The 26,273-nt window shown below is 69.4% G+C and carries 30 protein-coding genes and 1 pseudogene; 19 read left to right on the top strand and 12 right to left on the bottom strand.

What is annotated here, in order from left to right; translation table 11 throughout:
* Positions 1 to 65: 65 nt before the first annotated feature.
* Positions 66 to 1,313, bottom strand: coding sequence for a M14 family zinc carboxypeptidase (locus AOZ06_RS24230; protein ID WP_063810103.1), 1,248 nt, complete (start codon positions 1,311 to 1,313; stop codon positions 66 to 68).
* 185 nt (positions 1,314 to 1,498) lie between these two features.
* On the opposite strand from AOZ06_RS24230, the gene AOZ06_RS24225 reads away from it, so the two are divergent.
* The 3 genes from AOZ06_RS24225 to AOZ06_RS24215 all read left to right on the top strand — a co-directional run bounded on the left by AOZ06_RS24225 (position 1,499) and on the right by AOZ06_RS24215 (position 4,931).
* Positions 1,499 to 2,560: an FAD-dependent oxidoreductase gene (locus tag AOZ06_RS24225; protein ID WP_054291497.1), complete on the top strand. Its 1,062-nt coding sequence runs from the start codon at positions 1,499 to 1,501 to the stop codon at positions 2,558 to 2,560.
* Positions 2,561 to 2,694: 134 nt separating this feature from the next.
* Positions 2,695 to 3,864 (top strand): trypsin-like serine peptidase, encoded by a 1,170-nt coding sequence (locus tag AOZ06_RS24220; RefSeq protein WP_083471886.1) that lies wholly within the window; start codon positions 2,695 to 2,697, stop codon positions 3,862 to 3,864.
* A gap of 65 nt (positions 3,865 to 3,929) precedes the next feature.
* Entirely contained in the window at positions 3,930 to 4,931 is a 1,002-nt protein-coding gene (locus tag AOZ06_RS24215) for a LysR family transcriptional regulator (protein ID WP_236952372.1), read from the top strand.
* 3 nt (positions 4,932 to 4,934) lie between these two features.
* Here the strand turns inward: AOZ06_RS24215 and AOZ06_RS24210 are convergent, their stop codons facing one another.
* Positions 4,935 to 5,771 (bottom strand): LLM class flavin-dependent oxidoreductase, encoded by an 837-nt coding sequence (locus AOZ06_RS24210; protein ID WP_054291495.1) that lies wholly within the window; start codon positions 5,769 to 5,771, stop codon positions 4,935 to 4,937.
* Between the two features lie 93 nt (positions 5,772 to 5,864).
* Positions 5,865 to 6,794 carry a LysR family transcriptional regulator gene (locus AOZ06_RS24205; protein WP_054291494.1) on the bottom strand — a complete coding sequence of 310 codons (930 nt, stop codon included), beginning with the start codon at positions 6,792 to 6,794 and terminating at the stop codon, positions 5,865 to 5,867.
* Positions 6,795 to 6,913: 119 nt separating this feature from the next.
* Here AOZ06_RS24205 and AOZ06_RS24200 point away from each other — a divergent pair, with 119 nt between their 5' ends.
* Both AOZ06_RS24200 and AOZ06_RS24195 read left to right on the top strand, forming a co-directional pair.
* Positions 6,914 to 7,774 (top strand): alpha/beta fold hydrolase, encoded by an 861-nt coding sequence (locus tag AOZ06_RS24200; RefSeq protein ID WP_054296877.1) that lies wholly within the window; start codon positions 6,914 to 6,916, stop codon positions 7,772 to 7,774.
* Complete coding sequence (locus AOZ06_RS24195) at positions 7,771 to 9,231, top strand: MFS transporter (RefSeq protein ID WP_236952370.1); 1,461 nt, start codon at positions 7,771 to 7,773, stop codon at positions 9,229 to 9,231. The genes AOZ06_RS24200 and AOZ06_RS24195 overlap by 4 nt, the downstream gene beginning before the upstream one ends.
* Here the strand turns inward: AOZ06_RS24195 and AOZ06_RS61145 are convergent.
* A complete protein-coding gene (locus AOZ06_RS61145; RefSeq protein ID WP_192781938.1) occupies positions 9,191 to 9,760 on the bottom strand; it encodes a serine hydrolase in 570 nt (189 codons plus the stop codon). The two genes, AOZ06_RS24195 and AOZ06_RS61145, sit on opposite strands and share 41 nt — an antisense overlap.
* Positions 9,694 to 10,232: pseudogene (locus tag AOZ06_RS61140) on the bottom strand (serine hydrolase domain-containing protein); the annotation flags it as partial. The gene AOZ06_RS61145 and the pseudogene AOZ06_RS61140, both read right to left, overlap by 67 nt.
* Before the next feature lie 158 nt (positions 10,233 to 10,390).
* On the opposite strand from AOZ06_RS61140, the gene AOZ06_RS61700 reads away from it, so the two are divergent.
* The 5 genes from AOZ06_RS61700 (at position 10,391) to AOZ06_RS24155 (ending at position 13,959) form a co-directional block, all read left to right on the top strand.
* Positions 10,391 to 10,624 (top strand): response regulator transcription factor, encoded by a 234-nt coding sequence (locus AOZ06_RS61700; RefSeq protein ID WP_054291490.1) that lies wholly within the window; start codon positions 10,391 to 10,393, stop codon positions 10,622 to 10,624.
* Entirely contained in the window at positions 10,621 to 10,833 is a 213-nt protein-coding gene (locus tag AOZ06_RS61695) for a response regulator (protein ID WP_054291489.1), read from the top strand. The genes AOZ06_RS61700 and AOZ06_RS61695 overlap by 4 nt, the downstream gene beginning before the upstream one ends.
* 145 nt (positions 10,834 to 10,978) lie before the next feature.
* Positions 10,979 to 11,599 (top strand): PadR family transcriptional regulator, encoded by a 621-nt coding sequence (locus AOZ06_RS24165; RefSeq protein WP_054291488.1) that lies wholly within the window; start codon positions 10,979 to 10,981, stop codon positions 11,597 to 11,599.
* Positions 11,600 to 11,611: 12 nt separating this feature from the next.
* Positions 11,612 to 12,952, top strand: a complete 1,341-nt coding sequence (locus AOZ06_RS24160) for an FAD-dependent oxidoreductase (RefSeq protein WP_054291487.1) — start codon at positions 11,612 to 11,614, stop codon at positions 12,950 to 12,952.
* 41 nt (positions 12,953 to 12,993) lie between these two features.
* A complete protein-coding gene (locus AOZ06_RS24155; RefSeq protein WP_054291486.1) occupies positions 12,994 to 13,959 on the top strand; it encodes a threonine ammonia-lyase in 966 nt (321 codons plus the stop codon).
* Positions 13,960 to 13,968: 9 nt separating this feature from the next.
* Here the strand turns inward: AOZ06_RS24155 and AOZ06_RS24150 are convergent, their stop codons facing one another.
* The gene (locus tag AOZ06_RS24150) at positions 13,969 to 14,523 is read right to left on the bottom strand and encodes a GlcG/HbpS family heme-binding protein (protein ID WP_054291485.1); all 555 of its coding nucleotides are present in this window, start codon (positions 14,521 to 14,523) and stop codon (positions 13,969 to 13,971) included.
* A gap of 185 nt (positions 14,524 to 14,708) precedes the next feature.
* On the opposite strand from AOZ06_RS24150, the gene AOZ06_RS24145 reads away from it, so the two are divergent.
* The gene (locus tag AOZ06_RS24145) at positions 14,709 to 15,899 is read left to right on the top strand and encodes a sensor histidine kinase (RefSeq protein ID WP_054296876.1); all 1,191 of its coding nucleotides are present in this window, start codon (positions 14,709 to 14,711) and stop codon (positions 15,897 to 15,899) included.
* The gene (locus tag AOZ06_RS24140) at positions 15,896 to 16,531 is read left to right on the top strand and encodes a response regulator (RefSeq protein WP_054291484.1); all 636 of its coding nucleotides are present in this window, start codon (positions 15,896 to 15,898) and stop codon (positions 16,529 to 16,531) included. Before AOZ06_RS24145 ends, AOZ06_RS24140 begins: the two co-directional genes overlap by 4 nt.
* 1 nt (position 16,532) lies before the next feature.
* Here AOZ06_RS24140 and AOZ06_RS24135 read toward each other — a convergent pair whose 3' ends face one another.
* Positions 16,533 to 17,441 carry a PDR/VanB family oxidoreductase gene (locus AOZ06_RS24135; RefSeq protein WP_054291483.1) on the bottom strand — a complete coding sequence of 303 codons (909 nt, stop codon included), beginning with the start codon at positions 17,439 to 17,441 and terminating at the stop codon, positions 16,533 to 16,535.
* A gap of 12 nt (positions 17,442 to 17,453) precedes the next feature.
* A complete protein-coding gene (locus tag AOZ06_RS24130) occupies positions 17,454 to 18,095 on the bottom strand; it encodes an MSMEG_1061 family FMN-dependent PPOX-type flavoprotein (protein WP_054291482.1) in 642 nt (213 codons plus the stop codon).
* 67 nt (positions 18,096 to 18,162) lie between these two features.
* Here AOZ06_RS24130 and AOZ06_RS24125 point away from each other — a divergent pair, with 67 nt between their 5' ends.
* Entirely contained in the window at positions 18,163 to 18,786 is a 624-nt protein-coding gene (locus AOZ06_RS24125; protein ID WP_054291481.1) for a TetR/AcrR family transcriptional regulator, read from the top strand.
* On the opposite strand, the gene AOZ06_RS24120 is transcribed toward AOZ06_RS24125, so the two are convergent.
* Complete coding sequence (locus AOZ06_RS24120; protein ID WP_054291480.1) at positions 18,758 to 19,984, bottom strand: FAD-dependent oxidoreductase; 1,227 nt, start codon at positions 19,982 to 19,984, stop codon at positions 18,758 to 18,760. The genes AOZ06_RS24125 and AOZ06_RS24120 overlap by 29 nt on opposite strands.
* 77 nt (positions 19,985 to 20,061) lie before the next feature.
* On the opposite strand from AOZ06_RS24120, the gene AOZ06_RS24115 reads away from it, so the two are divergent.
* Together AOZ06_RS24115 and AOZ06_RS24110 are read left to right on the top strand one after the other, a co-directional pair.
* Positions 20,062 to 20,514, top strand: coding sequence for a MarR family winged helix-turn-helix transcriptional regulator (locus AOZ06_RS24115; RefSeq protein ID WP_054291479.1), 453 nt, complete (start codon positions 20,062 to 20,064; stop codon positions 20,512 to 20,514).
* On the top strand, positions 20,511 to 21,167 hold the full coding sequence (locus AOZ06_RS24110) for a VC0807 family protein (RefSeq protein ID WP_054291478.1): 657 nt from the start codon (positions 20,511 to 20,513) through the stop codon (positions 21,165 to 21,167). The genes AOZ06_RS24115 and AOZ06_RS24110 overlap by 4 nt, the downstream gene beginning before the upstream one ends.
* 96 nt (positions 21,168 to 21,263) lie before the next feature.
* Here the strand turns inward: AOZ06_RS24110 and AOZ06_RS24105 are convergent, their stop codons facing one another.
* Positions 21,264 to 21,668 (bottom strand): hypothetical protein, encoded by a 405-nt coding sequence (locus tag AOZ06_RS24105; RefSeq protein WP_157233208.1) that lies wholly within the window; start codon positions 21,666 to 21,668, stop codon positions 21,264 to 21,266.
* Positions 21,669 to 21,752: 84 nt separating this feature from the next.
* Between AOZ06_RS24105 and AOZ06_RS24100 the strand changes: the two genes are divergently transcribed.
* Positions 21,753 to 22,493, top strand: a complete 741-nt coding sequence (locus AOZ06_RS24100) for an ankyrin repeat domain-containing protein (protein ID WP_236952367.1) — start codon at positions 21,753 to 21,755, stop codon at positions 22,491 to 22,493.
* A gap of 202 nt (positions 22,494 to 22,695) precedes the next feature.
* Positions 22,696 to 23,373, top strand: coding sequence for a hypothetical protein (locus AOZ06_RS24095; RefSeq protein ID WP_054291476.1), 678 nt, complete (start codon positions 22,696 to 22,698; stop codon positions 23,371 to 23,373).
* Positions 23,374 to 23,571: 198 nt separating this feature from the next.
* Here the strand turns inward: AOZ06_RS24095 and AOZ06_RS58990 are convergent, their stop codons facing one another.
* Positions 23,572 to 24,351 (bottom strand): NADAR family protein, encoded by a 780-nt coding sequence (locus AOZ06_RS58990; RefSeq protein ID WP_420844519.1) that lies wholly within the window; start codon positions 24,349 to 24,351, stop codon positions 23,572 to 23,574.
* A complete protein-coding gene (locus AOZ06_RS58985) occupies positions 24,258 to 24,752 on the bottom strand; it encodes a DUF7638 domain-containing protein (RefSeq protein ID WP_218922046.1) in 495 nt (164 codons plus the stop codon). Before AOZ06_RS58985 ends, AOZ06_RS58990 begins: the two co-directional genes overlap by 94 nt.
* A gap of 66 nt (positions 24,753 to 24,818) precedes the next feature.
* On the opposite strand from AOZ06_RS58985, the gene AOZ06_RS24085 reads away from it, so the two are divergent.
* Positions 24,819 to 26,096, top strand: coding sequence for a hypothetical protein (locus AOZ06_RS24085; RefSeq protein WP_225954743.1), 1,278 nt, complete (start codon positions 24,819 to 24,821; stop codon positions 26,094 to 26,096).
* The gene (locus AOZ06_RS60175) at positions 25,982 to 26,260 is read left to right on the top strand and encodes a TNT domain-containing protein (RefSeq protein ID WP_236952366.1); all 279 of its coding nucleotides are present in this window, start codon (positions 25,982 to 25,984) and stop codon (positions 26,258 to 26,260) included. Before AOZ06_RS24085 ends, AOZ06_RS60175 begins: the two co-directional genes overlap by 115 nt.
* Positions 26,261 to 26,273 lie beyond the last annotated feature (13 nt).

Here is a 26,273-nt window from a genome sequence, read left to right as displayed (position 1 = left end):
ATGCCGCTCGGCCGGATCGCGTGGCGGCCCTCACTCGAAAGAGGGACCGCCACGTCCGGGCAACTCTAGGGCCCGGCGACCGCGGGCACAGCGGAACCGGAAAGGAAGTCGTCGTCCGCACCGGCACCGCCGCGGTCGGTCAACGGGATGCGGTCGTACACAGCCGGATCGAGGTTGCGCACCTGTCCGCTGGTCACCGCGGACAGGATGCCGTCGAGGCCGATGCCGACGGCCCGGGTCAGCATCTCCCGGTGCCGCTGGCCCAGCGTCTGGGTCTGCCCGCGGACCTCGAACAGCACCGCGCCGCTGCCGTTCAACGTGAACGTGCCGAGCCCGGTGCCCGGCAGGTTGATGTCCTGCGGGTAGAGGGTGATGTTGCCGAACGCCGGTCGCTCGTTGGCGGCACCCTGCAGCGCGTTGTACGCGGCCACGTTGAGCTGCTTGTTGTACTTGAGGTCGTACACATCGCGGAACCGCGCCCATTGCGCGCCTTCAGGCGTGCCCGGGTCGGCGACGAACTTGCCCGACAGGCTCAGCGTGACGAACCTGCCGGTACCGGGGACGGTGTAGCAGGCACCTTGGTGGTGCAGGTCGATGTAGGTGTCGACCTTGCCGAACTCCTGCTTGAGTCCAAGGTAGACATCCCGGACGGTCTGCGACTCCGGCGTGATGAACCAGCCCGGCTCGGCGGAGGTGCCGGGGAAGTCCTGCGGCCGCGGCCGGTAGGTCAAGTCGGGGTGGTAGTCGCGGTTGACGTCGAACCCCGGCCGGGTGCGGTAGTCGTCACCCTGTTGCTGTCCCGTGATGTGGTTCCACGCCGGCGGCGCGCCCCGCAGCTGCGGGAACCTCGCCTGCACCTCCTGCCAGGTCATGTCGTTGCCGCGCCGGTCGAGCTCGGCGCCGTCCGGGTTCATCTTGGGGATGGCGACGATGGTGAGTTCCCGCCGGATGGACTGCGCCTTGCGCGACTCGGAGGTGCCGAGGAAGTCCAGCAGCCGCAGGATCGCGTCGGTGCCGGTCTTCTCGTTGCCGTGGATCTCGCTCGTGATCAGGATGGCCTTGCGGCCGGTGCCGACCCGCGCGGTCTGCAGCAGGCGGCCCCGGTTGGATCTGCCTGCCTGCGTGACCTGCACCTTGCCCGAGCTCACGCGTTCGATGCGCGCCAGCTCGCTGAGCATCTCCTGGTAGTCGGTGAACTCCGAGATCGGGTTCTCGCGAGGTGTCTCGCTGCACGCCTCGGCGGCGGCGGCCGAGTCCGTCGGTGCGACCACAGCCGGAACCGCGAGCGCGCCGCCCAACACGATCGCGCTCACCCATAGCGCTGCTCGGCGCTGTCTGGTGACATCCATGCGGACCATCCAACCGGTACGCCCCGTGTGCGCGACAGCGCAGAAAGAATGGTTCCGTTTGCCCGTTACGTGGAGACGCTGTGAAAGTTCGGTGGAACTGTCATGGCAGCAACGGCCGCCCGGCGCAGCCGGCAATACGTTCCAGCGGCATGGAAACAGCGGATGTGCTTGTCATCGGCGCCGGGCTCGCGGGGTTGCGCACGGCCCGGCTGCTCGCGCAGCAAGGCCTCGACGTCCTCGTGTGCGAACGCCGGAGCAACCTGGGTACCGGCATTCGGACCACGGGGATCTTCGTCCGGCGAACGCTTTCGGACTTCACGTTGCCCGCGCGGTACCTGGGACCGGCAGTGCGTCGCGTCGTGCTCTACCCGCCTTCGCTGCGCGCGCCCGTCGAACTGGTCAGTCCCCACGACGAATTCCGCGTCGGTGACATGCCCGGGATCTACGCGGAAGCGCTTGCCCAAGCCACACAAGCGGGTGCCGTCGTGCGCATGGGCGTCTCGTATCCGTCGCGCAAGATCCGGGCCCGATTCACCATCGGCGCTGATGGCGCGCGCTCAACGGTGGCCCGTCGCCTGGGTCTCGACGTCAACAAGCACTTGATCATCGGCGCGGAGAAGGTGTTCGGAGTCAACACAGGCGGTGTGCCGACGTTTCATTGCGTCGTCGATCCCCGACTGGCTCCCGGTTATCTCGCGTGGCTCGTTGACGACGGGCAGAACGCCCACGCCGGCCTGGCCGGACGGCCGGACCGGCTGGCCGCGCCACTTCCCCGGCTGCTTCGGACGTTCATGGACCGATTTCCCGAAATGCCTTCGCCCGTCGGACCATCACATCATCGTGGTGGTCCCATTCCTGTCGGCGGGGTGCTGCGCCGGATTGTCTGCACGGACGGTCTGCTTGTCGGTGACGCGGCGGGCGCGGTGTCACCGTTGACAGCCGGGGGCCTCGACCCGTGCTTGCGCATGGCGGAACTCGCGGCCTCAGTCACGTGTGACTATCTCCGCACCAGTGATGCCTCGGTTTTACGCCACTACGACGGCGCCTCGCTGCGCGCTCGGTTTCGTGTCCGGCTGTTGCTGCGTGACGTTTTCTCTCGCTTGCGGCGACCTGCTACCGCCGAGGCCGCGTTCACGTTGCTGCGCACGCCGTCGGGACGTGCGGCCGCCGCCCGCATCCTGTTCGGCGACGGCTCGTTCCCGGCTCGATGAGTGCGGCCTGTTATGACGAGTTGGGATTGCCGCACGCGCCCGTGCGCTGGACAACCTCAGACACGTAGGACGAGAACCCTGCCGCCGGTATGCCTGTTGACCGGTGTCCCGTCCGACACACGAAGGAGTGTCTGGTGTCCCTTCAACGAAGGCTCGGCCTGATGGCCGCCGCTTGTTCGCTGGTGGCCGGGATCGCCGCCGCCAGCCCGCCGTCCGCTGAGGCGCGGGCCGCCGCGCCGCCACCCGCCGAGCTCAACTCGCAGGTGACCAGGGCCGGATCCGCCGTGTCCGTGGACCTGTCGCTGACGTCCAGGTCGCGGCGGACCGTGATCCGGGCGCCGGGCTCGACGTACGTCAAAGTCCACTTCGGCGAGTTCGACCTCGCCCATGGCGGCTACGTCACCGTGGCCAGCCCTGATCAGCGGGAGGTGCACACCTACTTCGGTGAGGACGGCCGCGGTTCGTCGTACACAAAGCACGGTGTGCCTGGGTTCGCGGCGATGTCGGTGGACGGTGACACCGCGGTCGTGACCTTGCACGGCACACGCAACGCCAAGGTGCGGATCAACCAGTACTTCCGTGGTTACGACGCCGCCGAGTCCGCCGCGAACAACCCCGGCACCCTCAGCGTGTGCGGCACTGACGCGCGCAGGGACGTTGCCTGCTATCAGACGAGCCACCCGACCGAGTACGCCCGCGCCAACGCCGTCGCGCGTCAGTTGCTCAGGGGCGTCGGGCACTGCACCGCGTGGCGTGTCGGCAACACCAACCGGATGCTGACCAACCAGCACTGCATGGAGAACGCGGCCGACCTGCGCGCCAGCGAGTTCCAGTTCGACTACCAGTGCGCCACCTGCGGCGGCAACAACCCGCGTGCGGGCACGAAGGTCAGCGGGCTCGAACTGATCAAGCTGAGTGGTCTCAACCAGCTCGACTACGCGCTGTTCAGCGTGAACAACTTCGACCGCGTCCAGCCGTTCGGCACGCTCTACCTCGAGACCAGGGAACCGGCCGCGGGCGAACGCATCTACATTCCCGGTCACGGGGACACCAAGCCGAAGCGGTTGTCGCTCTTCGAGGACACCCAGGGCGGTGCGACGTGCAAGATCGACACGGTCTCGGCGGGTGTCAACACCGGTTACCGGTGTGACACGTCCGGCGGCAACTCGGGCTCGCCCGTGCTCGCCGCGTCCTCGCACAAGGTGATCGCGCTGCACCACCTCGGCGGCTGCCCGAACTGGGGCACGCGGATCAAGCTCGTGTACGACCAGATCAAGGCCGATATCGACAACACCGCTCGATGACCGATGTTCGGGTTGTGCCGAATGGGCATGGACCGATACCCACGCCGCGCGCTACTTTCTCCGAAGTGGGCTTGCCGGCGTGGGAGGTGCCCTTGGATGTGGAGATCCGGCACCTGCGGATGCTCGTGACGATCGCCGACGCCGGCAGCGTGACCGCGGCGTCGAAACGGCTGGGCCTCTCCCAGCCCGCGCTGACCGCGCAGCTGCAGCGGATCGAGCGGAACCTCGGCGGCAGCCTCTTCGTCCGGCGGACCGACGGTTCCGTGCCGACGCCGCTCGGCCAGGATGTGCTCAACCACGCCCGCGCGGTGCTGTGCGGCATGCAGAGCATCAGGCAACGGGTCGCGCAGCACAGCGGGCAACCGCCTGCGGGCATGCCGGTCCGGATCGGTGGCTACTGCGGTTTCCTGCACGTCCACGTCGCACGCTGGATCTCCGAGGCGCCGTGGGCGACTGGCGTGCGGGTGTGGGAGGAGCTCGTCCCGCAGTCCACAGTCGACATGGTGGCCCGCGGCGACCTGGACATGGCCCTGTTCTACGAATGGCCGGGCGGCGAGGTCACCCTGCCGCCCGGAGTGCGCGGTGAGGCCATCTACCCGGACGAGCCGGTGTTCGTGATCATGGCCCACGACCATCCGCTGGCGAAGCGCAAAAGCGTGACGCTGACCGACATCGCCGACCACCCGTGGGCGGACGAACCGCCCGGTCTCACCCCGTGGTCGGTGTACCGGCAACAGGTGTGCCATCGCGCGGGAGTGCTGCTGGACCAACAGCACCACTCGGTCTACGTGCCCACCGTGCACCAACTCGTGCTGGCCAGGCTGGCGGTCGCCCCGGCGATCGCCACAGCCCGCGACCTGCCCGGTCGCATGGTGGTCCGCAGCCTGGACGGCAACCCGATGAGACAGACCTTGAAGCTGGTGTACCGGACAGAGGGAACGGTCGCCGCGCACATCGAGGAGCTGACGCACCAGATCGTGCTCGCCTACGCCGCACGCGCGCACTGCAGCACGGCTTTCGGCCACTGGTGGTCCGACCAGGGCAGGCATCTCGCCCCGTCGTTCTGACCGTCAGACGCGGGGCGGCCCGGCGTCGACGATCGCCATCGACAGGTCCAGCGGGTCGAAGTGGATCAGGGACTCCAGCCACCAGGTCATGCCCGCCGCGGCGAGTCCCTTGAGGTCGGCGGTCATGTCCTCCTGCCACGCCGGGCTCACGTTGCCGCGCACGGCGATGTCGAACGGCCGGTCGGCGGGCAGACCGGCGTCGCCCAGCGCTTCGCGGAGGTCGGCGACCTCGCGCGGGGTCAGTTCGTGGTCCTCCGGGTTGGGGAAGATCCCGTCACAGCCGACGGCACGGGCCAGCACGCGCGGGTGATTCGTGGAACTGGCCACCCAGACCGGGATGCGGTGTGGTTCCGGCTCGGTCGCCGGCAGGCTCACCTGGTAGTGCGAGCCGTGGTGCGCCACGGCCGTACCCGCCCACATCGCCCGCATCACTTCCAGCCCTTCGGCGAACATAGACGAGCGCGCCGCCAGATCCGTGGCCTCCCCGAACCCGCTGAAGTCACCGGATTCGTCGGACCCGAGACCGGTACCGACGACCAGTCGCCCGCCCGACAGCCTGCTGATGGTGGACGCCTGCCGGGCGACCGTCCAGGGGCGACGCCGTGGCAGCGGGGTGACCGTCGGGCCCAGCAGCAGGTTCCCGGTCGCCTGCGCCATGGCGGCCAGCGAGGTCCACGCGTCGGCGATCGGCGGAACGGCGCCGACCACGTGATCCCACAGGAACACCCCGTCCCAGCCCGCGGCTTCCGCGCGTACCGCCAGTTCGACGAGAACCTTCGGATCACCGAACGGACCGAACGGCGGAAGGTACACGCCGTAGCGCAGTGTGCCGTCATTCATGGGAATTCCCTTCACCGAGCCGACATCGGGCTCAGTGTGGAGGTCCGGTCGCGCACACCGTGAATCGGGTCCGGCCGGCCGTGTCCACAGTGGTCACCGCCCGGCCGCGGCCGGGTGCCTGGCCAGGAGGTCGTCGAGCCTGGCGCCGACGTCCGCGCAGTTCTGCCGGACGACGGACAGGAACGCCGCGAGCACCGGCGACGAATCGGTGACCCGTACGGACATCCGCAGGTCCGGCAGGCGGAACCGGGGTTCGACGTCGCAGAACCAGATGTCCTTGCGGGCGATCATGCGCATCCGGTTCGGGCCGAGCCCGACTCCGGCGCAGCACGCGGCGAGTCCGGCGATCGTGTGGATGTCACGCGCGATCGCCGCCGTGTCGAGCACGGTCGGGTCCGGGTTGAACAGCGGTCTGAGATACGTGCTCGCCGCGTCCGCGCTGACCACGAGCGGTTCCTGGGCCAGTTGCCCGATGCCGACGGACGGGCGCCCGGCGAAGGGATGCGCCGTGGAGACCACGGCTATCAGGTGGTCCGCGCCGATGGGCACGGTGACCAGGTCTTCCGCGCCCGCGCCGCGCGGGCTGCCTCGGCCGACCGCGACGTCCAGCTCGCCCGCGAGCAGGGCCGCCGACGGGCATTCCAGTTCCTGCAGGGTGAGGCGGACGTCCGGGTGGGTCCGGCGGAACCGGCCGATCACGCCGGGCAGCGGGTCGAGCAGCGCCGATCCGATGAACCCGAGCCGCAGCCGCCCGGTCTCCCCGCGCGCCGCCCTGCCCGCGTCGACCCGGGCACGGCTCATCTCGGTGAGCGCGCCGCGTGCCCTGACGAGGAAGGCTTCTCCTGCCGCGGTGGGGAAAACGCCGCGTGCCGTGCGGTCGAACAGCCGCTCGCCGATCTCCCGTTCGAGTGCGGCGATCTGGGTCGACAGCGGCGGCTGGGCGATGCCGAGTGACGCCGCGGCTCGCCCGAAGTGCTGGTGTTCGGCGAGCGCGAGGGCGTAGCGCAAGTGTCGGGCTTCCACACCGCGATGATACGTCTGACGTATCGCCGAGGCCTCTGTCAGATATCACGGTGGATGACGTCCTGCTCGGTGGTGTGACGTGGTCACGTCGAACGATCACCACTGCGAAAGGGGCCACCGTGAGCCCGCCCGATACCGTCATCCTGCTGGTGCACGGCGCCTGGCACTCCGCGCTGCACTGGGTGTCGACGCAGCGCTTCCTCGCCAGGGACGGGCTGGCCGGCGTTGCCGTCGACCTGCCGGGAGCCGGGTTCGGCGCACCGGTCCCCACCGGGTACTTCCAGCCGGGCCAGCCCGGGCTCGCCAGCGAGAAATCAGCGCTGGCCAACGTCACGCTGCAGGACGCCGCGGAGGTGGTGCTCGACGCGCTGGCCAGTGCGCGCACGCGGTACCGGCGTGTGGTCCTCGTCGCGCACAGTGCCGGTGGTTCCCCGGCATCGGCCGCCGCCGAGCAGGCGCCTGAGCTCGTCGACCAGTTGGTGTACCTCTCCGCGTTCGTGCCCGCGGGCAGGCCCCGGTTCGCCGACTACATCGGCGCCAAGGAGAACGCGGACGCCGTGCAGGTGCCGCCGGTCGCCGACCCGGCGGAGATCGGCGCGTTCCGGATCAACCCGCTGTCGCCCGACCCGGCCGTGGTCGACGTGATCCGCCGGGCCTTCCTCAACGACCTCCCCGCGGGCAGCTCGCAGGCGTGGCGCCATTTCCTGCACCCGGATCACCCGTTCTCGAACTTCACCACAGCGGTGACGGTCACGCCCGAACGCTGGGGACGCCTCCCCCGCTCCTACGTCAGGCTGACCGACGACCTCGCCTTGCCGCCCGCGACCCAGGACCTGATGATCCATGAGGCCGACCAGGTCACGCCGGACAACCCGTTGCGGGTGCATTCCCTGCCGGGCGGTCACTCGCCGTTCGTGACGCGCCCGCAGGAGCTGGCGACGCTGTTCGCCGCGATCGCGTCGCGAAGCGATGCCCGGTGACCGCGCAGCGCCTCCTCCTCCCGATCATCCTGTCCGGCACGTTCGTCCAGTTGTTCAGCGTGACGGTCATGCAAGTGGCTGTCGTGGATGTCCGGCAGGATCTCGGCGCCACGGCAGGGGAAGGTCAGCTGGTTCTCGCCGGTTACACCCTCACGTACGCCTGTTCGCTGATCGTGTCGGCACGGTTGGGCGACCGGTACGGCTACCGGCGGTTGTTCGTCGTGGGGATGGCTGTGTTCACCGCCGCTTCGGTCGGAGCGGCGGCGGCCCCCAGTGCGTGGGTCCTGATCATCGGACGCCTGGCGCAAGGGTTCGGCAGCGGGCTCATGGCGCCGCAGATCCTGTCGATCATCCAGTCGGCCGTGCCCGCGCACCGCAGGCCCGCCGCGTTGAGCGCGTTCGGCGCGACCATGGCGGCGGCGTCGCTGGCGGGTCCGGTGCTCGGCGGTGTCCTGATCCAACTCGATCCGCTGGGCCTGGGCTGGCGCGCGGCGATGCTGCTGACGGTGCCCGTCGGGGTCGCCGCCCTCGCCCTGTCCCCCGCGCTGCCCATCCCTGAGCGGCGAACGGCGAAACGAGTCGATCCGGTCGGGGCGAGCCTGAGCTTGCTGGGCCTCGCGCTGCTGGTTTTCCCGCTGACGACGGGACAGGACGCGGGCCGGCCACTGTGGACCTGGGTCAGCCTGGCACTGGCCGCGGTGGCGCTGACCGGGTTCGCGATTTCCCAGCGCAGGGTGGCCGATCCGCTCGTCCATCCGTCCACAGTGGCCGAACCGGCGACGAGGTGGGGACTGGGTGTCGTGCTGGTGTTCAACGCGGGCGTGCCGTCCTTCACGCTGTCGCTGTCGACGCACTTGCAGGGCGCACAGGGCTGGAGTCCGCTGCAGGCCGGTCTCGGCGTGACCCCGTACGCCATCGGCGCCCTGGCCGGCAGCGCAGTCGCGACCAGCCTGGGCAGGCGTTACGGGCCTTGGGCACTCGCTGCCGCGCCGCTCGCGATGGGGCTTGTGTCGCTCGTCGTCCCGATGACCATCAGCGACCTGCTGTGGGTGTACTGGCTCGCGTTGTGCCTCGGTGGTTTCGGTTTCGGCGTGTTCACCGCGTCGGCGTTCACGCAGATCATCACCAGGGTCCGGCCCGAGGCCGCCACCTCGGTCTCCGGGCTGTTCCCCACCGCCCAACAGCTGGGTGGGACGTTGGGCGTGACGTTCGCCGGTATGGCGTACGCGGCGCCCGGGGACGCGCTGTGGAACGCGATGACCTACGAAGCGGCGGCGTTCGCGTTGGCCGCAGTCTGCGCAGCCGTGTTCGCGCGGCGGGACTGCCGAGGTGCGGGGGTCGCGCCACCTCGGCAGTCGCAGTGGGGCATCGGAGATCCGGGCCCCGCATCCCGTTGTTCCGTGCCCAGGCCGACGGTCAGGATGGCGAGCAGACGGCGGTGTCGACCACACGCATGACGTGGATCGAACCGTCCGGCGACTCGGCGATCTGGTTGACCGACGCGTTCACCGCACGACCATCAGCGGTGACGCCGCCGCAGGTGCGGTAACCGGGCAGAGTGCCGCCGTGACCCCAGATGTCCACGCCGCAGGACAGCGGGAAACCGACGAGCCCGAGACCGTGACCGGCGTGCGGGAACAGCGTGGCCGGGACCGTCCGCTTCATCTCGGCCAGCTGCGCCGGTGGCAGCAACCGCCCGGACAGCAGCGCGGCGAAGAAAAGGTTCAGGTCCTCGCCCGTGCCGGCCATCGCCCCGGCCGCTCCGGCCCACGACATGTTCGGTTGGTGTAGTCGTAGCGCCCGCCCGCGACGTCGACGTAGCCGCGAGGGTGTGGCCCATGGACCCAGGTCTCGTAGTCCTTCGGGTAGTACGTCGTGGTGAGCCCGAGGGGGACGATGGTCCGGCGAGTCACCTCGTCGGCCACGGAGCGCCCGGTGATCCGTTCCACGAGCATGCCGGCGAGGAGGTAGTTCGTGCTGGAGCACTCCCAGCGCGGCACGGACGAGTTCGATCGGCTTGACCTGCCGCCACTCATCTCCCCCGCGTCGACCACACCGGTGTAGTCGGTCAGGCCGCTGGTGTGCTGCAGCAGCTGCCGGACCGTGATGACTGAGCCGTCATTGCCGTTGCCCGCACCACACCGGGCAGGTAGCGTTCGATCGGGACGTCCAGCTCCACCTTGCGTTCGGCCACCAGCCGCAGCATGACGGTGGCGACGAACGTCTTGGTGTTGCTGCCGATGCGGATCCTGGACTGGTGCGGGAACGGCCTACCGGTACGCAGGTTTCCCGCGCCACGCGAGATCTCACGGCTCCTGCCCCGCTCGGTGACCACAGCTTGTCCACCCGGCAGGTTGTCCGTCCGCAGCAGTTGGTCGAGCGCTTGTCCGATCGCCTGGTCCCCAGCCGCCGGCGGGCCCGCGGCGACCGCTGGGCTCACGAGCGCGGTCACCGACATCCCCGCCGCCAGCGCGATCCCGGCCAGCACCGGTCGCGTTGTCCTCACACGCAGCGCGGGATCACCGGGATGCGGGAACGGGCCGCGCTCTATGGCGGGGTGCTCACCGCCGGTCCACGCCCGGAAGGTGGTTTCGCGGTCGTGGCGAGGTTGCCGGTATGACCATCCGCGTGCCCGTCACCGACGACCAGTCGTTCATCCGGACCGGTCTGGTCACGCTGTTCACCGCAGCGCCGGGGCTGGAGGTGGTGGGCGAAGCCGCTGACGGTGAGCAGGCCGCCGCGCTCGCCGCGCCGGACGTGGTCCTGATGGACATCCGGATGCCGTCCTCGACGGTATCGCGGCCACCAGGCGGATCCTCGCCGAACCGGCCGGAGGCGCGCCGCGGGTGATCGTGCTGACCACGTTCGACCTGGACGAGTGCGTCTACGCCTCGCTGGCCGCCGGGGCAACGGGTTTCCTGCTCAAGGACACGACCGCCGGCCGGATCCTCGCCGCGGTGCGCACGATCGCGGCCGGCGGTCGTGCTGCTCGCGCCGCAGATCACCCAACGGGTGGTCGCCCGGTTGGTGCTCGGCGAGGCGACCGTGAAGACGGGTGATGGGCGAACTGCGGCTGTCCAGCCGCGCCCAAGCCGTGGTGGCCTACGAGACCGGCTTGATCGTCCCAGGTCTGCCGCACGACTCCGCCCGCTGACGGCGAACATCCCGTGACATAGGGAGTCACTCACTAGTACAGTTCTCCCTATGAGTACGCCCGGCCGTCCCTCTCTCCTCGCGTTCGTCCTGCTCGGCCTGCTGCAGGAAGCGCGCATGCATCCGTACGAGATGCAGCGGCTGCTCAAGGAGCGCCGCAAGGACCGGGTGGTCAACATCAAGGAACGCAGCAGCTTCTACCAGGCGATCGCCCGGCTGGAGCGGGACGGGCTGATCGCCGTGCACGAGACAGTCCAGGCCGCACCCCGGCCCGAGCGGACCGTGTACGCGATCACCGGCCAGGGACGGCAGGCGTTCCAGACGTGGTTGCGCAGCATGCTTTCCCAGCCGCGGGAGACGTTCGGCGAGTTCCCGGTGGCGATCTCCTACCTGCCGCTGCTCGAGGTCTCCGAAGGCCTGCGGCTGCTGGAAACACGGCGGGCCGCGCTGGCGGCCGACGCCGCGGAGGTCAAGCAGAAGCTCGCCGAAGGCGCCGCTGCGCTGCCTCGTTTGCTGCTGCTGGAGGAGGAACTGCGGCAGGCCGTCGTCACCGCGGAACTGGACTGGCTGAGCTCGTTGATCGACGACATCGCCGCCGGCGGGGTGACCTGGTCGGCGGAGTCCGTCGCCGAGCAGATCCGCCTGCTCAGCCCGCCCACATCAGACGAATGAAAGGGAAGTGCCTTGGTCCATGTCCTGATCATCGGGGCGGGTACCGGCGGAATGGCGCTGGCGCACGGGTTGCGACGCGAAGGGATCAGCGTCGCCGTGTACGAGCGCTACCGGACCAGAACCGACGGATTGCACGGCTACCGCGTCGGCATCAACTCCGACGGCAGCAGAGCGCTGCGCAAGCTGCTACCGCCCGAACTGTTCGACACGTTCGCGGCGACGTGCGCCAAACCCCTGACCCAGGGAACCATGTTCACCGAGAAACTCTCCACCGTGCTGGAACTGCCGTTTCCCGACATGTCCGGCCAGCCGGACAGCGAACGGTCGGTCAGCAGGATGACGTTGCGGCAAGTACTGCTCACCGGCGCAGAGGGGTTCGTCCATTTCGACAAGGAGTTCACCCGCTACGAACAACACGACGACGGCACGGTCACCGCGTACTTCGCCGACGGCACCAGTGCCACGGGTGACCTGTTGGTCGCCGCCGACGGCACACGGTCGCGCGTGCGTCAGCAATACCTGCCGCACGCGGAGATCGTGGACGCGGGCGTCATCTCGTTGGCGGGCAAGGTCCCGCTCACCGAGCAGGTCCGTGCGCTGTTACCGGCCAAGATGCTGCGCGGCACGTCGATGATCTTCGCACCGCGTGGCCTGTTCGCCATCACGCACGTGATGGAATTCCCGTGGGACGAACGCGGAGTGCCGAAGCAGGGCGCGGGCAGCACCGACGCGGAACTGATCTCCCGCTGGCCGGGACTGCAGTTCGACAACACCCGCGACTACATCCTGTGGGGCGTGAGCGCGGCGACGCCGCAGCTGCCCGGCGACACGCTCACCAAGCGCGGCAAAGACATCGTCGAGACCGCCAAGAACCTGACGCCGACCTGGAACCCGATCCTGCACCGCCTGTTCGACATGTCCGACCCAGGCTCGTGTTTCACGGCCGCCATCGCCACCTCCAAACCCGTGCCGCAGTGGGAAACCACGACCGTCACCCTGCTCGGCGACGCGATCCACACCATGACACCCGGGCGTGGAGCGGGTGCCAACACAGCACTGCGCGACGCGGCACTGTTGTGCCGCAAGCTCAGCGACGTCCACCACGGCAAGCGGGCACTGCTGGACGCAGTCCGCGAGTACGAGACCAAGATGATCGACTACGGCTTCAAAGCGGTCGCGGACTCACTGGAGAACCAGGGCGGCGACAACCCGCTGTACAAGCCGGTCATCGGACGCACTCTCCTGGCGGGAATGCGTACCGCGATGCGGACCGCGAACCTGTTTCCCCCTGTCCGCCGCAAAATGGCCGCGGGCATGCTCCGCGACCGGGGCGCAGACCGCCCCGAGGACTAATCGCGACACAACACGGCGTCGGGGCACTACACTGCTGTGCCGTGCCGGAAACGCGTCTCGACACTGCCCGGATCCGGGCGGCTCGCCGGGTGATCGACCCGATCTTCCTCGACACTCCGCTCTACCGCTGCGAAGCGCTGGAGCCTCACCTCGGGTGCGCGGTGAGCGTCAAGCTCGAAACAGCCAACCCGGTCCGCAGCTTCAAAGGCCGGGGTACCGAGCTCGTCGCCGACCAGCTCGCCGACACCGGTCCGCGGGCCGCGGTGTGCGCCAGTGTGGGCAATCTCGGCCAGGCTCTCGCCTGGTCCGGCCGCAAGCGGGGACTCGACATCGCTGTCGTGGCATCCCGTCACGCGACGGCCGCCAAACTCGACCGCATCCGTGCGCTGGGCGCCAAGCTGGAGCTCGTGGACGGTGACCACGAGCTGGCTCGTGCACGCGCGTCCGCCATCGCACAGCGGGACGGCATCCGGCTGGTCGAGGACAGCCTGGACATCGAGACCTGCGAGGGCGCGGCGACCATCGGCCTGGAACTGGCCGACGCCGCGCCCTCCTTCGACACCGTCCTGATCGCGCTGGGCGGCGGGGCGATGGCCACCGGCGTCGGGCACGTGCTGAAAACGTTGGCGCCCAACGTCGAGGTGGTCTGCGTCCAGCCGGTGGGCGCACCGGCGATGACGCGTTCCTGGCACGAACGGCGCGTGGTCACCACCGACACGATCGACACCATCGCGGACGGCGTCGCCGGCCGGTGCCCCATCCCGGAGGTCCTCGACGATCTCCTCGTGGTCGCCGACGACGCCGTCCTGGTCGCGGAAGCCTCGATCGTGGCCGGGATGCGGTTGCTGCACGACCACGCCGGGCTCATCGTCGAACCGTCGGCCGCGCTCGGCATCGCCGCCGTCCTGGAGAACCGCGACCGCTTCGCCGACCGGCACGTCGTCACCATCGTGTGCGGCAGCAACGTCGACGTGAACGCCTACCACCGCTGGATCAGCCCGGCTTGACCTCGCTTGTCAGCGGGGCTGTTCGAGGGTCTTGAGACCTGCGTTGGCGTAGCGCTCGTCGAGGTCGCCGCTGGGCGCGCCGCCGACGCCGATGCCTGCGACCGGGCCGCTCCTGGCGGTCACCGGCACGCCGCCGCCCAGGAACAGGGTGCCGGGGATGTCCCTGATGGTGGGGCCGTCGCCCTGGGCGTTCCTGGCGAGCGCCGAGGTCGGCTGTCCGAACGAGACGGCGGTGAACGCCTTGCGCTTGGCTGATTCCTCGGTCTGCGGACCGGCGCCGTCCGCCTTGAGCAGCACGCGCACGGAACCGGACCGGTCGAGCACCGCCACGGTCACCCGGTGACCGCCTTTCCTCGCCTCGGCCAGCACCGCCTGCGCCGCACGAGTGGCCGCGTCGACGCCCAGCGCCTCGGTCTGCACCACGTTCTGCGCCGCGGCGGCTGCCGGCGCGGGCTGTGCGGGCCTCGAGTCCTGTGCCGCGGCGATTCCGGCGGCGGCCGCGACGGTGACGACACCGGTCGCCGTGCCGATGGCGAGCCGGGTGCGGAAGATCTTGGCGTTCATGGGTTTTCCCTTTCGTACTGGCTTCGTCTGTCCCCTTTCGACTGTCCCGTGCGTTGGGCCCGGCCGGATCGGGCGTGCGGAGCGGGCTGCGGCGCCGAAGGGCCGAAGCGGGCATCAACCGAACGATTGATGCGGCCGGTCACGAGCGTGCCTACGATCGCAACGGCGACGATCGGAGCACGACCATGGCGGACACCGCAGCGCAGGACACCTCGGTGGGAACGCGCAGCACACGGCTCAACGCCGCCATGCACGCGGGTTTCTTCCTGCTGCTCGCCGCGTCGGTGTCGCGATTCGTCAGCGCGCACGGACTGCACGGTGCCACTCCGCTGATCCTCGTGCTGACCGGCGCGTTGACCGTCGTCCACGTCGCCGGTGTGCTGTGGTGGTCCGGGCTCGGGCGGTGGCGTCCGGTGTGGCTGGCGGTGGTGATCGCGACCTGGCTCGGGCTGGTCGTCGCGGCGCCGAGTTTCGCCTGGTGCGCCGTGCCGCTGTTCTTCGTCTGCCTGCAAGTGCTGCGCCCGCGCGCGGTGGTCGTGGTGGTCGTGCTGTTCACCGTCTCGGTGATCCTCGCCCAGGTGCGCGTCGCGCCCGGATTCGAGTTGAGCCTGGTCCTCGCGCCGGTGGCGGTCGCGCTGATCGCCACGATGACGTTCCTGCAGCTGGACCGGGACCGGCTGCGCCAGCAGGAGCTCATCGGCGACCTGCTGCGCACGCGCGACGAACTCGCCGAGAGCCAGCGGGTGGCCGGAGTGGTCCAGGAACGGGAGCGGCTGGCGCGGGAGATCCACGACACCCTCGCCCAGGGCCTGTCGAGCATGCGGATGCTGCTGCAAGCCGCCCTGCGGTCGTGGACCACGCAGCCCGACCTGGCCAGGACGCACGTCACGCGAGCGGTCGACGCGGCCGGGGACAACCTCGACGAGGCACGGCGGTTCGTCCGTGACCTGAGTTCCCCACGGCTCGACGGCACGGACCTCACCGGCCCCCTGCGTGATCTCGCCGAGCAGACGGGCACGCCGGACGGGCCCGCAGTCCGGTTCGAAACCAGCGGGGACCCGTACCCGCTGACGCCGGAGGTCGAAGCGGGCCTGCTGCGGGTCGCGCAGGGCGCGCTGGCGAACGTGACCGAGCACGCGCAGGCGACCCGGGCCGCGGTCACCCTGACCTACCTGGCCGACGAGGTCGTGCTGGACGTCCGCGACGACGGCGCCGGTTTCGACCCGGCCGCGGTGCGTACCACCCCGGGCCGCGGCTACGGTCTGCGAATGATCGGCGAACGGGTCTCCGCGCTGGGCGGCACGCTGGTCGTCGAGAGCGCGCCGGGTGAGGGAACCGCGCTCGCGGTGACCGTGCCCAGGCCGGGGGCGCGATGACCATCCGTGTGCTGATCGTCGACGACCACCTGGTGGTCCGGGCCGGACTGGCGGCGCTGCTGGCCGGGGAACCGGACATCGAGGTGGCCGGCGAATGCGCGGACGCGGACGAAGCGGTCCGGTTCGCCGCCGCGCACCGCCCGGACGTGGTGCTGATGGACCTCCAGCTCGGCGCCGGACCGGACGGTGTCGACGCCACCACCCGGCTGACCGGCCTGCCGGATCCGCCGAAGGTGCTGATGCTCACCACGTACGACGCCGAGGTGGACATCACCAGGGCGGTGACGGCGGGCGCGACCGGCTACCTGCTCAAGGCCGGTCCGCCGGACGACCTCTTCCGTGGCATCCGCGCGGCGGCACGCGGGGAGACCGCGTTGGCTCCCCAAGTGGCCGCACGACTGTTCGGGCAGATGCGCGCACCTGCACCGGCGCTGACCGCCCGCGAAACCGAGATCGTCCAGCTGCTCGCGGCAGGGCTGAGCAACCGGTTGATCGCGGGGCGGCTGTTCATCTCCGAGGCCACGGTGAAAACCCACCTCGTGCACATCTACGACAAGCTCGGTGTCGAAAGCCGGGCGGGCGCTGTGGCCGTCGCCGCCGAGCGACGGCTGATCCGGATCGACAACCGCTGACTCAGAGATCGACCACGAGACGCCCGGACAGCGATCGGGAAACGCAGCAGTACATGCGACCCGGTGGCGCGCCGATGTCGTCGCGGTGCTCCGGTTCGCCGTCGACCACGGTGATCTCGCAACTGCCGCACACGCCTTCACGGCAGCCGGACCGCACGCGGCTGCCCGCGTGGTTCAGCGCGTCCAACACGGACTCCTCGGCGCCGACCCGCACGATCTGCCCGGATCGGACGCAGTGCACCTCGAACGGCTGGTCGGGCGCGAACTGCTTGACCGTCGGCTGGAACCGCTCGACGTGCAGCCGTTGCGCCGGGAACGCCGCCTCGACCGCGTCGAGCATCGACGTGGGGCCGCAGCAGTACACCAGCCCCTGCGGGCTCAGAGTCGCCGCCAATGCCGCCAAGTCGGGTCTGCCGCGGTCCTCGGTGGCGTAGATGCGTACCCGGTCGCCGTGATTCGCCCGTAGCTCGTCGGCGAAGGGCATGGTGGCCAGCGTTCGTCCGACGTACACCAGCGTCGCCGGCGCTCCGGCCTCGACCGCTGCCGCGAGCATCGGCACGATCGGGGTGATCCCGATCCCTCCGGCGATGAACAGGTACTCGGGCGCAGGCAGCAATGGGAAATTGTTGCGTGGCAACGAGACATCGAGGGTGCGGCCGGTACGCAGGAACAGGTGGATGTACTCCGAGCCGCCCCGGCTGAGCCGGTCGTGGCGTACCGCGACACGGTAGCTGTCGTGATCAGCCGGGTTCCCGCACAGCGAGTACTGCCGGGTCAGCCAGTTGGGCAGCGCCAGGTCGACGTGCGCGCCCGGCTCCCACGCCGCGAGCGGACCTCCGGCACCGCGCAGGACGAGCGAGACAGCGCCGTCGGCGACCTGCTCCACTCGTTCGAGGACTGTCGTCTGCATCAGCGAATCCCCTCAGTACAACTGCCGGTAGCCGGCTTCGAGCATGTTCTCCACCACTGCCGGGTCGATGTCGAGGCCCATCTGCTCAGCGGCGACCGCTCCGGCGGACGGCATCTCCCCGGCCAGCGCCTGGCTCGCCGGATCCCACAGCCTCGACCGGATCAGTGCGCGTCCACAGTGGAAGAAGACCTCCGCGACCTCGACGATGATCGCCAGCTGGGCGGGTTTGCCCTCGGTCCGCATCCGGGCGAGCACGTCCGGTTCGTCGGTGACGTACGCGTGCCCGTTGACCCGCAGCACCTCCCGCATCCCGGGGATGACGAACATCAGCCCGATGCCGTCGTTCTCAGCGATGTTGCGCAACGAGTCGGCGAGCTTGTTGCCCGGCCGGTCGGGGATCGCGAGCGTGCGTTCGTCGAGCACTTTCACGAACCCCGGGTAGTCGCCACGCGGCGAGCAGTCGGGCAGGCCGGTCGCGTCCGAGGTGGCCATCGCCAGGAACGGGGAGTGCGCGATGAAGAGGTGGGTGTGCCGGTCGACGCGGTCGTGGACCTTGGCCTTGATCATGGCCTCCGGCTCGCCGAGCCGGGCCCGCACCTCCTCGAAGGACACCCGGCGCGGGCGCGCCCCCATGAGGGTATTATTGCTGGTCATGACTCAATTATGAGCAATTATTCAGTTTGTTCGCTACTCGCTTTCCCGCTGGTTCGCAGGGGGTGTCATGACGTCGGAACAGCGACGGATCCAGCCACGTAAACAGCCGCGCCAGGTCCGCGCCGAGCTGACCCGGCAGCGCATCCTCGCCGCCGCTGCTCACATTTTCGCCGAGTACGGCTACGCGGCGGGCACCACGAACCGGATCGCCGAGCAGGCTCGTGTCTCGATCGGCTCGCTGTACCAGTACTACCCGAACAAGGACGCGATCCTGGCCGAGCTGCTGACCCGCCACCTCGACGGCGACCGGGCCACCGAGACGCTGCGCGCGCACAAGGACAGGCCGGACCCGCTGGAGCAGATCGTCCGGGTGTTCGTGCACACGGTGATCGACAACCACCTCGACGACCCGGAGCTGCTGCGGATCATGATCGAGCAGGCACCCCGCTCAGCCGAGCTGCTCGAACGGATCACCCGGCTGGAGTGGGAGATGGTCGGTGACCTGCGAGACCTGCTCAACCGCCACCCCGAAGTCCGGGTGCACGACAAGGACACGGCCGCGCGACTCGTGGCGTCCACGGTGGAGCTGACCGTGCACCAGCTCGTCGCCTCGCCCGGGTCGATCGACCTCACCCGGCTGGAGAACGAACTCGTCGCGATGGTCACCGGTTACCTGCGAGCCGACCGGTGACGCGGCTCAGCACGGGCAACACCCTGCGTGCCACGGCGAACACCGGGCTGGGCGCGAGCATCCGCTGCCAGCGCAGGGGTTGCAGGGATTCGCGGATCGCGGCTGTGGCGTAGCCGGACATCTCGCGCTGGAAGTCGTGGATCGCCAAGGCCGGTGTGCTGTCGCCGCGGTACGCCTCGGTCAGCCGTTTCGTCAGCAGGTCGGCGTCGAGGATGGCCGTGGCGGCACCTTGGCCGCCGGTGGGGGGCATCGCGTGGACGGCGTCTCCCAGCGCGGTGACACGTCCCGCTGGCCACGGGGTCAGGTCGGAGCCCGGATCGGCGGCCAGGTAAGGGAACTCCGTGACGTCGGCGGGATCTGTCGCGTCCAGCAAGGACCGCATCTCCCCCGACCATCCGGACAGCAGCGCACGGGCCGAGTCCATCGCGGACCAGTGCCGCGGAGTGTCCACTGTGGTGGTGATCCCCCACAGCACGTAGCCGGGTTCGAGGATCGGGGCCACGTCACGGCACACGTCCGGCGCGATCGCGGAGGTGCGCGGATCGTGTGCCGACAGGAACACCGCTGTGCCGCGTGGGCCCGCCACGAAAGCCGGGCCGGACAGCAGCACCTGCGGGAGGGCGGAGCGGATCGCGTCCGTCAGCGGGCTGCGTCCGGCGATGCCCCGGGCGAGCAGCGTCCGAGCACCGGGGCGTCCGGCGAGTCCGGCCACGACTTGTGAACGGGCGCCGTCCGCGCCGACCAGCACGTCCGCGGGTTCGGTGCGACCGTCGGCGAAGTGGGCGGTCACCGGTTGCCCAGGCACCGAACTGTGCGCCACGAACCGGGAATCCAGCCGCACGATGTCGCCAAGGTCGTGCGCGAGCAGTTGGCGTAACGGAATCCGCCCGATGAGCAGGTGTTCGTCGGTGGGGTCCTGCGGCAAGGTGAGCAGTTGCCGCATGGTGTGGTCGAACACCGAGAACTGGCGGAACGCCCCAGGACCAGCGGAACTGGCCACCAGCGCCTGGTAGAGCGCGGGTGGGAGCCGGCGGCGGAGTACCGCACACGCTCGTGTGTCCAGATGCAGCCGGTATCCGCCGGTATGGGCGAGATCGGTGTCCCGCTCGTGCACCCGCACGTCCAGCCCGGCGTCACGCAACGCCCGAGCGAGCACCAGCCCGCCGATGCCCGCCCCGATCACCACTACCCGCACCATGCCCCCAGAATCAGTTTCAGGATTCTTATGTTCACGTCTACGACGTGAAGGTAGCAGCTAACTGATACGATGGCGATGTGGAAGAGGACGTATGGACCGGGGACGCGCTGGGGCGGGTGACCGCATGGACGCTGGTCCGCGCCTACCATGCCGTGGCGCACGAGTTCACCAAGCTGTTCGACGAGCACGGGCTGACCCCGGTCCAGTTCGGTGTGCTCGCGCAGCTCGCCGCCACACCAGAGCTCCTGCAGGCCGAACTGGCCCGCAGTGTGCTCATCCGCCCGCAGAGCATGGCGGCCGTCATCACCCAGCTGGTCGATCGGGGGTTGCTGGAGCGCCGAGGCACCGGAGGCAGAGGCCGGCCGGTACCGATCCGCCTCACTGACGAAGGCAGGCAACTGCTCGGGCAAGCGAGCGCGGCCGTGCGCCGGTACAACGAGCCAGCCACACTCGGCCTGGAGTCCTACGAAGCAGGCATGCTCAACGCCCTGTTGCACAAGGTGATCGACGCGCACACCGGCAACTCGTGACCACCACAGGCAGGCTCGTCGCCGCGGTGCTGGAGAACATCGGCGTACCCATCGCGTCCTACCTGATCCTCACCGCGATCGGCTGGACACCGGTGTGGGCCCTGGTCGGCGGTGCGGGGATGTCCGTGCTGATACTCGCCGCGCAATACCTGCGCCGACGCGAGGTCAACGCCCTCGGCGTGCTGGTGCTCGCCCGTTTCGCGTTCGGTGTCACCGTCGCTGTCATCACCGGCGACCCGCGCCTCGAACTGGTCAAGGACGCCGCCGTGACCTTCCTGATCGGTCTGGCCGCGGCCGTCTCCCTCGGCATGCGCCGCCCCCTGATCGCACGGATCCGCCGGGACATCTCCGCCGACCGCGACGCCTTCGACCGGCACTGGGACGACGAGGGTTTCCGCCGGCTGCACCGCCATCTGACTCTACTGTGGACAGCGGGACTGTGCGGCCAAAGCCTGGTCGCCACCGCACTCGTCTACACGCTTCCGCTCACCGCCGCCGTGCTCAGCACCTCCGTTCTCAGCCCTGTGACGCTGCTCGCCCTGATCGCGTACACCCAATACCGTGCCCACCGGTGGTCGGTCGCACACGCGAACAGCGACGCGGTGCGGCGAGTGGTCCGTTTCGGTGCCGGTGCAACGGTCATCGGACGGTGAGACCGAGCCATTCGTCTTCGAGTTCGGCTTCGTTGTCGTCGTCGCGGACCGGCGCGTCCTGCGACGGGTTGAACTTCCCGGCACCGTCGTCGACGGTCAGCATGGCGTGCAACGTGTGGCGGCCCTTGCCCAGGGCGGGATTGAGCGATACGGCCATGTCCCGGTGTTCACCCGGCTGCACTGGTACCGATCCCAGCGAAGTCCCGTCTGGTCGTAGACGGCGAGGTGCCCGGGAACAGGCAAGGTCGTTTCCTCGATGACCACGCGGTCGCCCTGACCGACCTGGTCGTCGGCATCCAGTTCGGCGTCGGGAAACCACACGGGCTTCAACGTGTCCGGGGCCGGATCGCCGGACGTCGCCGCGACGCGGTTGGCATTGGGCCCGGCCTGCGCGGTGGCGGGGGCAGGGGCGGACGCCGTGCCGCCGCTGCCACACGCCGCCAGCAGCGCGCCCATCGCGGTCGTCGCGATCAACATGGTGGTGCGTCGTTTCGTAGTCATACACCGAGCTTCACCGACCAGGATGGCACCACCATGAATCGAGAATGAGGAGTTTCTCATCTTCGGACGCGGTACGTTGACGCCGTGAGCAATGCCGAGGAGGACACCGTGGAATCGCTGAGCGCCGGAGATCCGCTGGCGACGGCAGTCGTGTCGGCGATCCACACAGGACACGTGGACACCTTGGCGCGGTTGCTCGCCGAGCATCCCGGCCTGGCCCGTACCCGGCTGCGCAACGACTCGAGCGGCGAGCAACGAACCCTGCTGCACATCGTCACCGACTGGCCGGGGCACTTCCCGCAAGGCCCCGCGACTGTGGCGGCATTGGTTGCCGCGGGCGCGGACGTCAACGCCCGCTTCGGTGGCGGAGCACACACCGAGACCCCATTGCACTGGGCAGCCAGTTGCGACGATGTCGCCGTTCTCGACGCGTTGCTCGACGCCGGTGCCGAAATCGACGCCGACGGCGCCGTCATCGCCGGCGGTACGCCGCTCGACGACGCCACCGCGTTCGCACAGTGGAACGCCGCGCGACGACTGGTCGAGCGCGGCGCCGACGTCACCATGTTCCAGGCGGCCGCGCTCGGCCTGCTCGACCGGCTGGAGCAGTTCCTCGAACCAGCCACCCAGGAGGACGTCGACGAGGCGTTCTGGGCCGCGTGCCACGGCGGTCAGCAACGCGCCGCGGAGGTCCTGCTCAGCCGCGGTGCGCGGATCAACTGGATACCGCCGTGGGAGAACCTGACCCCGTTGGACGCCGCCCACCGCACCGGAGCGGACGACTTGGTGCAGTGGCTGCGTGACCAAGGCGGCACAAGCGCCTGACGCCACAGGGCGGTTTCCGGACGGGACAACCGGCGTGTACCGTCACCAGGATCTCCCGCAACGCCCCTGATTGGACCGCAAGAATTCCACAAGAACCCCGGTGGCGAGCGTGGATCGGCTCCGTTAAAGTACCGGCACCGCCTGCATTTGGGATTATTCGACAATGCGGCGCCGTGACATCGGTCTTGCCAGAAGGGGAACCATGAGGTCGGGAAAGCTGGTTCTGTGCGCGGGATTCGCCGCACTGCTGACGGCGTGTTCGGGTGGCGGCGACACCGGCAGCGGCGATTCCACCGGAGGCGGCGCGCCCGAGCAGGCGCAGGATGACGCCTCGTCGAAGCGCCCCAATTTCGACGAGATCCCCGGCGAAAGCATCGTGTACACCGAGGACGGTGCCACAATCGGCATCAAGGTCAAAACGGTCGACTCGACCTGGAAACCCGAGGTGATGGAGAAGCCGGCCGCCGCGGGAAGCCACTTCCTCGCGGTGTGGGTCGCGCTCACCCCGGAACTGCCGGACCGCGGCGCGGACAAGGTGAACATCTCCGGAAAGTTCTACGTCCGGTACAAGGCGACCAACGGCAACTGCGGGCCGTCGACGAAAGCGACCTCCGAGGGCTACTGCTACCAGTGGAGCACGTTGTCCAGCGCGCCCACCTTGATGCTGAATTCCAAGTGGCGCGACAGCACGTGGAGCAAGCTGGAGTACGTCCGCACCGACTTCGAGCGCGGCCAGACCCGCATCGCGCAGTTCGGCTTCGAGGTGGCCGACACCGTCAAGGCAACGGAGTTCGAACTCTGCGCGCCGTCGAAGCAACAGCCGACCAACAAGGAGAAGTTCCCCTGCCTCCCGGTCAAGGCGCCGGACGGCACCCGCTGACCACTGATCGCCACCGTCCTTGCTCGACTCTCACGTGCTGATCCACTCGGCACTGATCGCCTTCTGGAGCGGTCGAGGGCGAGGCTGGTTCCGGCCCTGTCAGCAAAGACCGCGGAGCAGCGGGACACCGACGGCAGCCGGTACGAGGACCAGGATCTGGAAGCCGAACCGCGATGTCGAGCACCGCGGAGCCGGACGTCACGATGTCCTTCGGCCTGCTGCGAGGCGAGACGATGATGACGCCTCCCATGTCCGCCAAGGAAGGCTGACACCCGTGCCGCTGACGGCCAGTTCGGAGCGGATCAGCTCCAGCAGCAGCCCCATCCAGTTCCGGCCTTCGTGCCCGTGCGAGCCCCAGAAGGCCGACGATCCCTCGTTGTAGATCAGCCGCGTCTCCCCGGTGGCCGTCAGTGTCGCGGCGAGGTCGGGGTGCTGGCTGAACTTGGCGCGCAACAGGTGCGTCATGATCGCTGTGCGGGCGTGGGACCAGTTGGGACGCAAGGCGGAATTCGCTGCGACCCTCCTGGCGGCATGCGGAGCCTCGGCCCGCAGGACGGCTGCCCGCCGCTGCTCGTCGGCGACCGCCAGGCCCCAGTAGGCGTGGGTGACGGTCGGGTAAGTCGTTTCGCCGATGGTCAGCGGCGCGGGGAACTCGTTGCGCAACACGAGAACGCCCGAGTCCTGCGGCCAGCCTTCCGGGAAGACCGCGTACTCGATGCGGGTGCTGCTCTCGACAGGTTCGGCTGGACCGTCCACAGTGGCTCTTTTCGCGTACCGGCGGTGGTCCTCCGCTCGCTCGGCGAAGTACTCCAACGCATCGGCTTGCGCGGCCTCGGTGATCTCGACACGCTTGCTTCCCACGTCGATGTGGTTGCCTGGCCCGGTCACCAGCACTCGCATCGGCCAGTCCTTGCGGTCCTGGTCGCCGAGTACGTACGTCCGCAAATGCTTGGGGACCGCGTTGTAAGCGTCACGCAGCGCCGCCCGGTTGTCCTCAGTCGGCCCGGCGCGGAAGGTTCGAGGACGGCCATGCAACGGTCGGCCGAGTCCGGTCGGCCGTTGAGCTGGTCGATGGTGTCACGGACCTCGCCGAGCAGCATGTCAGGAGTCAGCCACGAACTCGGCTCGGCGAACGTCCACGCCCCGAGGTGGTGGACCGACGCGCGGGCGCCCTCGGGCAAGTCGGTGTTCACCCACCCCGAAACGAGCCTGTCCTCGAACTCGGCGAGGGTCACCAAGTCCTGGCACTCGACCATACCGTCGGCGTAGATCACCAGGTCGGACAGGAAATGCGGGCCGTTGCGGATGAAGACGTGCCGCCAGGTCCCCTCGATCCGCATGCCGTCCTCTTCGCGCCACGTTCGCCGCCGTGTCAGCATGATCCGCAGCCTACGGTTCGCCAGGTAGTCTGCCGGCGCGAATCACGACGCCGGGGGCATCGGGCAATGGCGATCGACGCTCAACGACGACAGGAACTGACGAACGCGATCGGCATCGCGCTCCTCGACGCGGCGCCCGGCGGCTGGCGGCGGATCGACCTCCAGTGCCTGGCGGCCGGCGACATGACACTGACGGTGCTGCTGAACCACGGTTCCGCCTTCACCCCGCCCGTCCCCGACGAGGCGCGCGACGGCATGCTCCGGCTGCGTCAGGCGATGGCCGAGCCAGGCAAGGGCACCTGGCGTTCCTCGCGGGTGATCATCGACCCGCCGGGCAGGATCTGCGTCAAGTACAACCTCGACTGGGATCCCGTGCGGCTGACCGGGAACACGGCGGCGCCCGCTGTGCGGGAGCGGCTCGGGTTCGAGGAGCAGGACCGGATCCGCAGCCTGGTCGCCAACCTGGTGGTCAACTCCGGTCCCGTCGACTGGTCCCAGGTGATGATCACCTGCCGCGCGGTCGGCGACCACACGGAGCTCTCCGCGATGGTCCGGCGCGCCACCGACGGCGGACCGGCCAGGTGGGCACCGCGAACGGAACTCGCCGCGTTGCTCGCCGAACTGCGCGCGGGCATGTACCGGCCGGGCCGGGGGGACGTGAACGAGACCAGCGCGCACGTCCACCTCGACCCATGGCTCGACTCCACCTACCCGTGGGACCGGGAACCGGCGTGCCGCCCACGTCCGCCTTCGTGCTGGAGATCGCCGATTTCCGGCGCGATCCCGCGATGGTGCCGCAGTGGCTGGCCGATCGCGCCGGGCGGGCCGCGGTCGCCCGCGCTCGCCGTGGAGTCCGAATCGGGCACATCCGCGAAGCAGGCGTTGATCGCCGCCGGTCAGGCCGCGGCCGGCCTGGGACTCGACCCGGCGCGCTACCGGGTCGGCGAGGTCGCGGACGGCGCCTGGTGCCTCGTCCCCCACGGGGACCGCTGGTCGGTGTTCCGGGCTCAAGGTGAGCGGCGAATCGACGCCGTCCATTTCCGGAACGGCCTGGGCAGCCGCCCGGTACTTCACCGGGCACCTGCACCTCAACCAGGCCGCGTTCCGCGACGAACTGCCGCCGGACGCCAAACGCCCGACCTCCGCGTGGCCGATCCAGCCGATGAGCGACGACGGCGGACTGTCGCGGTACGAAGGCAAGCGGATCGTGACACTGCCACCGGGCCGAGGTGGACCGCTATGGCGACCCCGAGGGCAACACGCTGTTCGCCGCGCGCACCGAGTTCACCCATCGCTCGCACAAAGCCGAGCGGGAACAGTGCGAGTACCACGTCTACCGGCTGACCCGCTCGGTACGCGCGATCACCGGCACTGCCGTGGCCTGGTACGACCAAGCAGGCGGCGGTACGGCGTACGTGGTGGAACGGTCTGTCGCGGACCTGCTCGCCGACGGCTCCCTCGTGGACATCCCGCACGCGACGACTCGGCCGCCGTCCGCGGGCCCGTAGCGTGCATGGGCGT

Origin of the sequence: Kibdelosporangium phytohabitans, assembly GCF_001302585.1 — a bacterium.
GTDB classification, from domain to species: domain Bacteria; phylum Actinomycetota; class Actinomycetes; order Mycobacteriales; family Pseudonocardiaceae; genus Kibdelosporangium; species Kibdelosporangium phytohabitans.
This window is presented reverse-complemented; position numbering and strand designations above follow the sequence as displayed.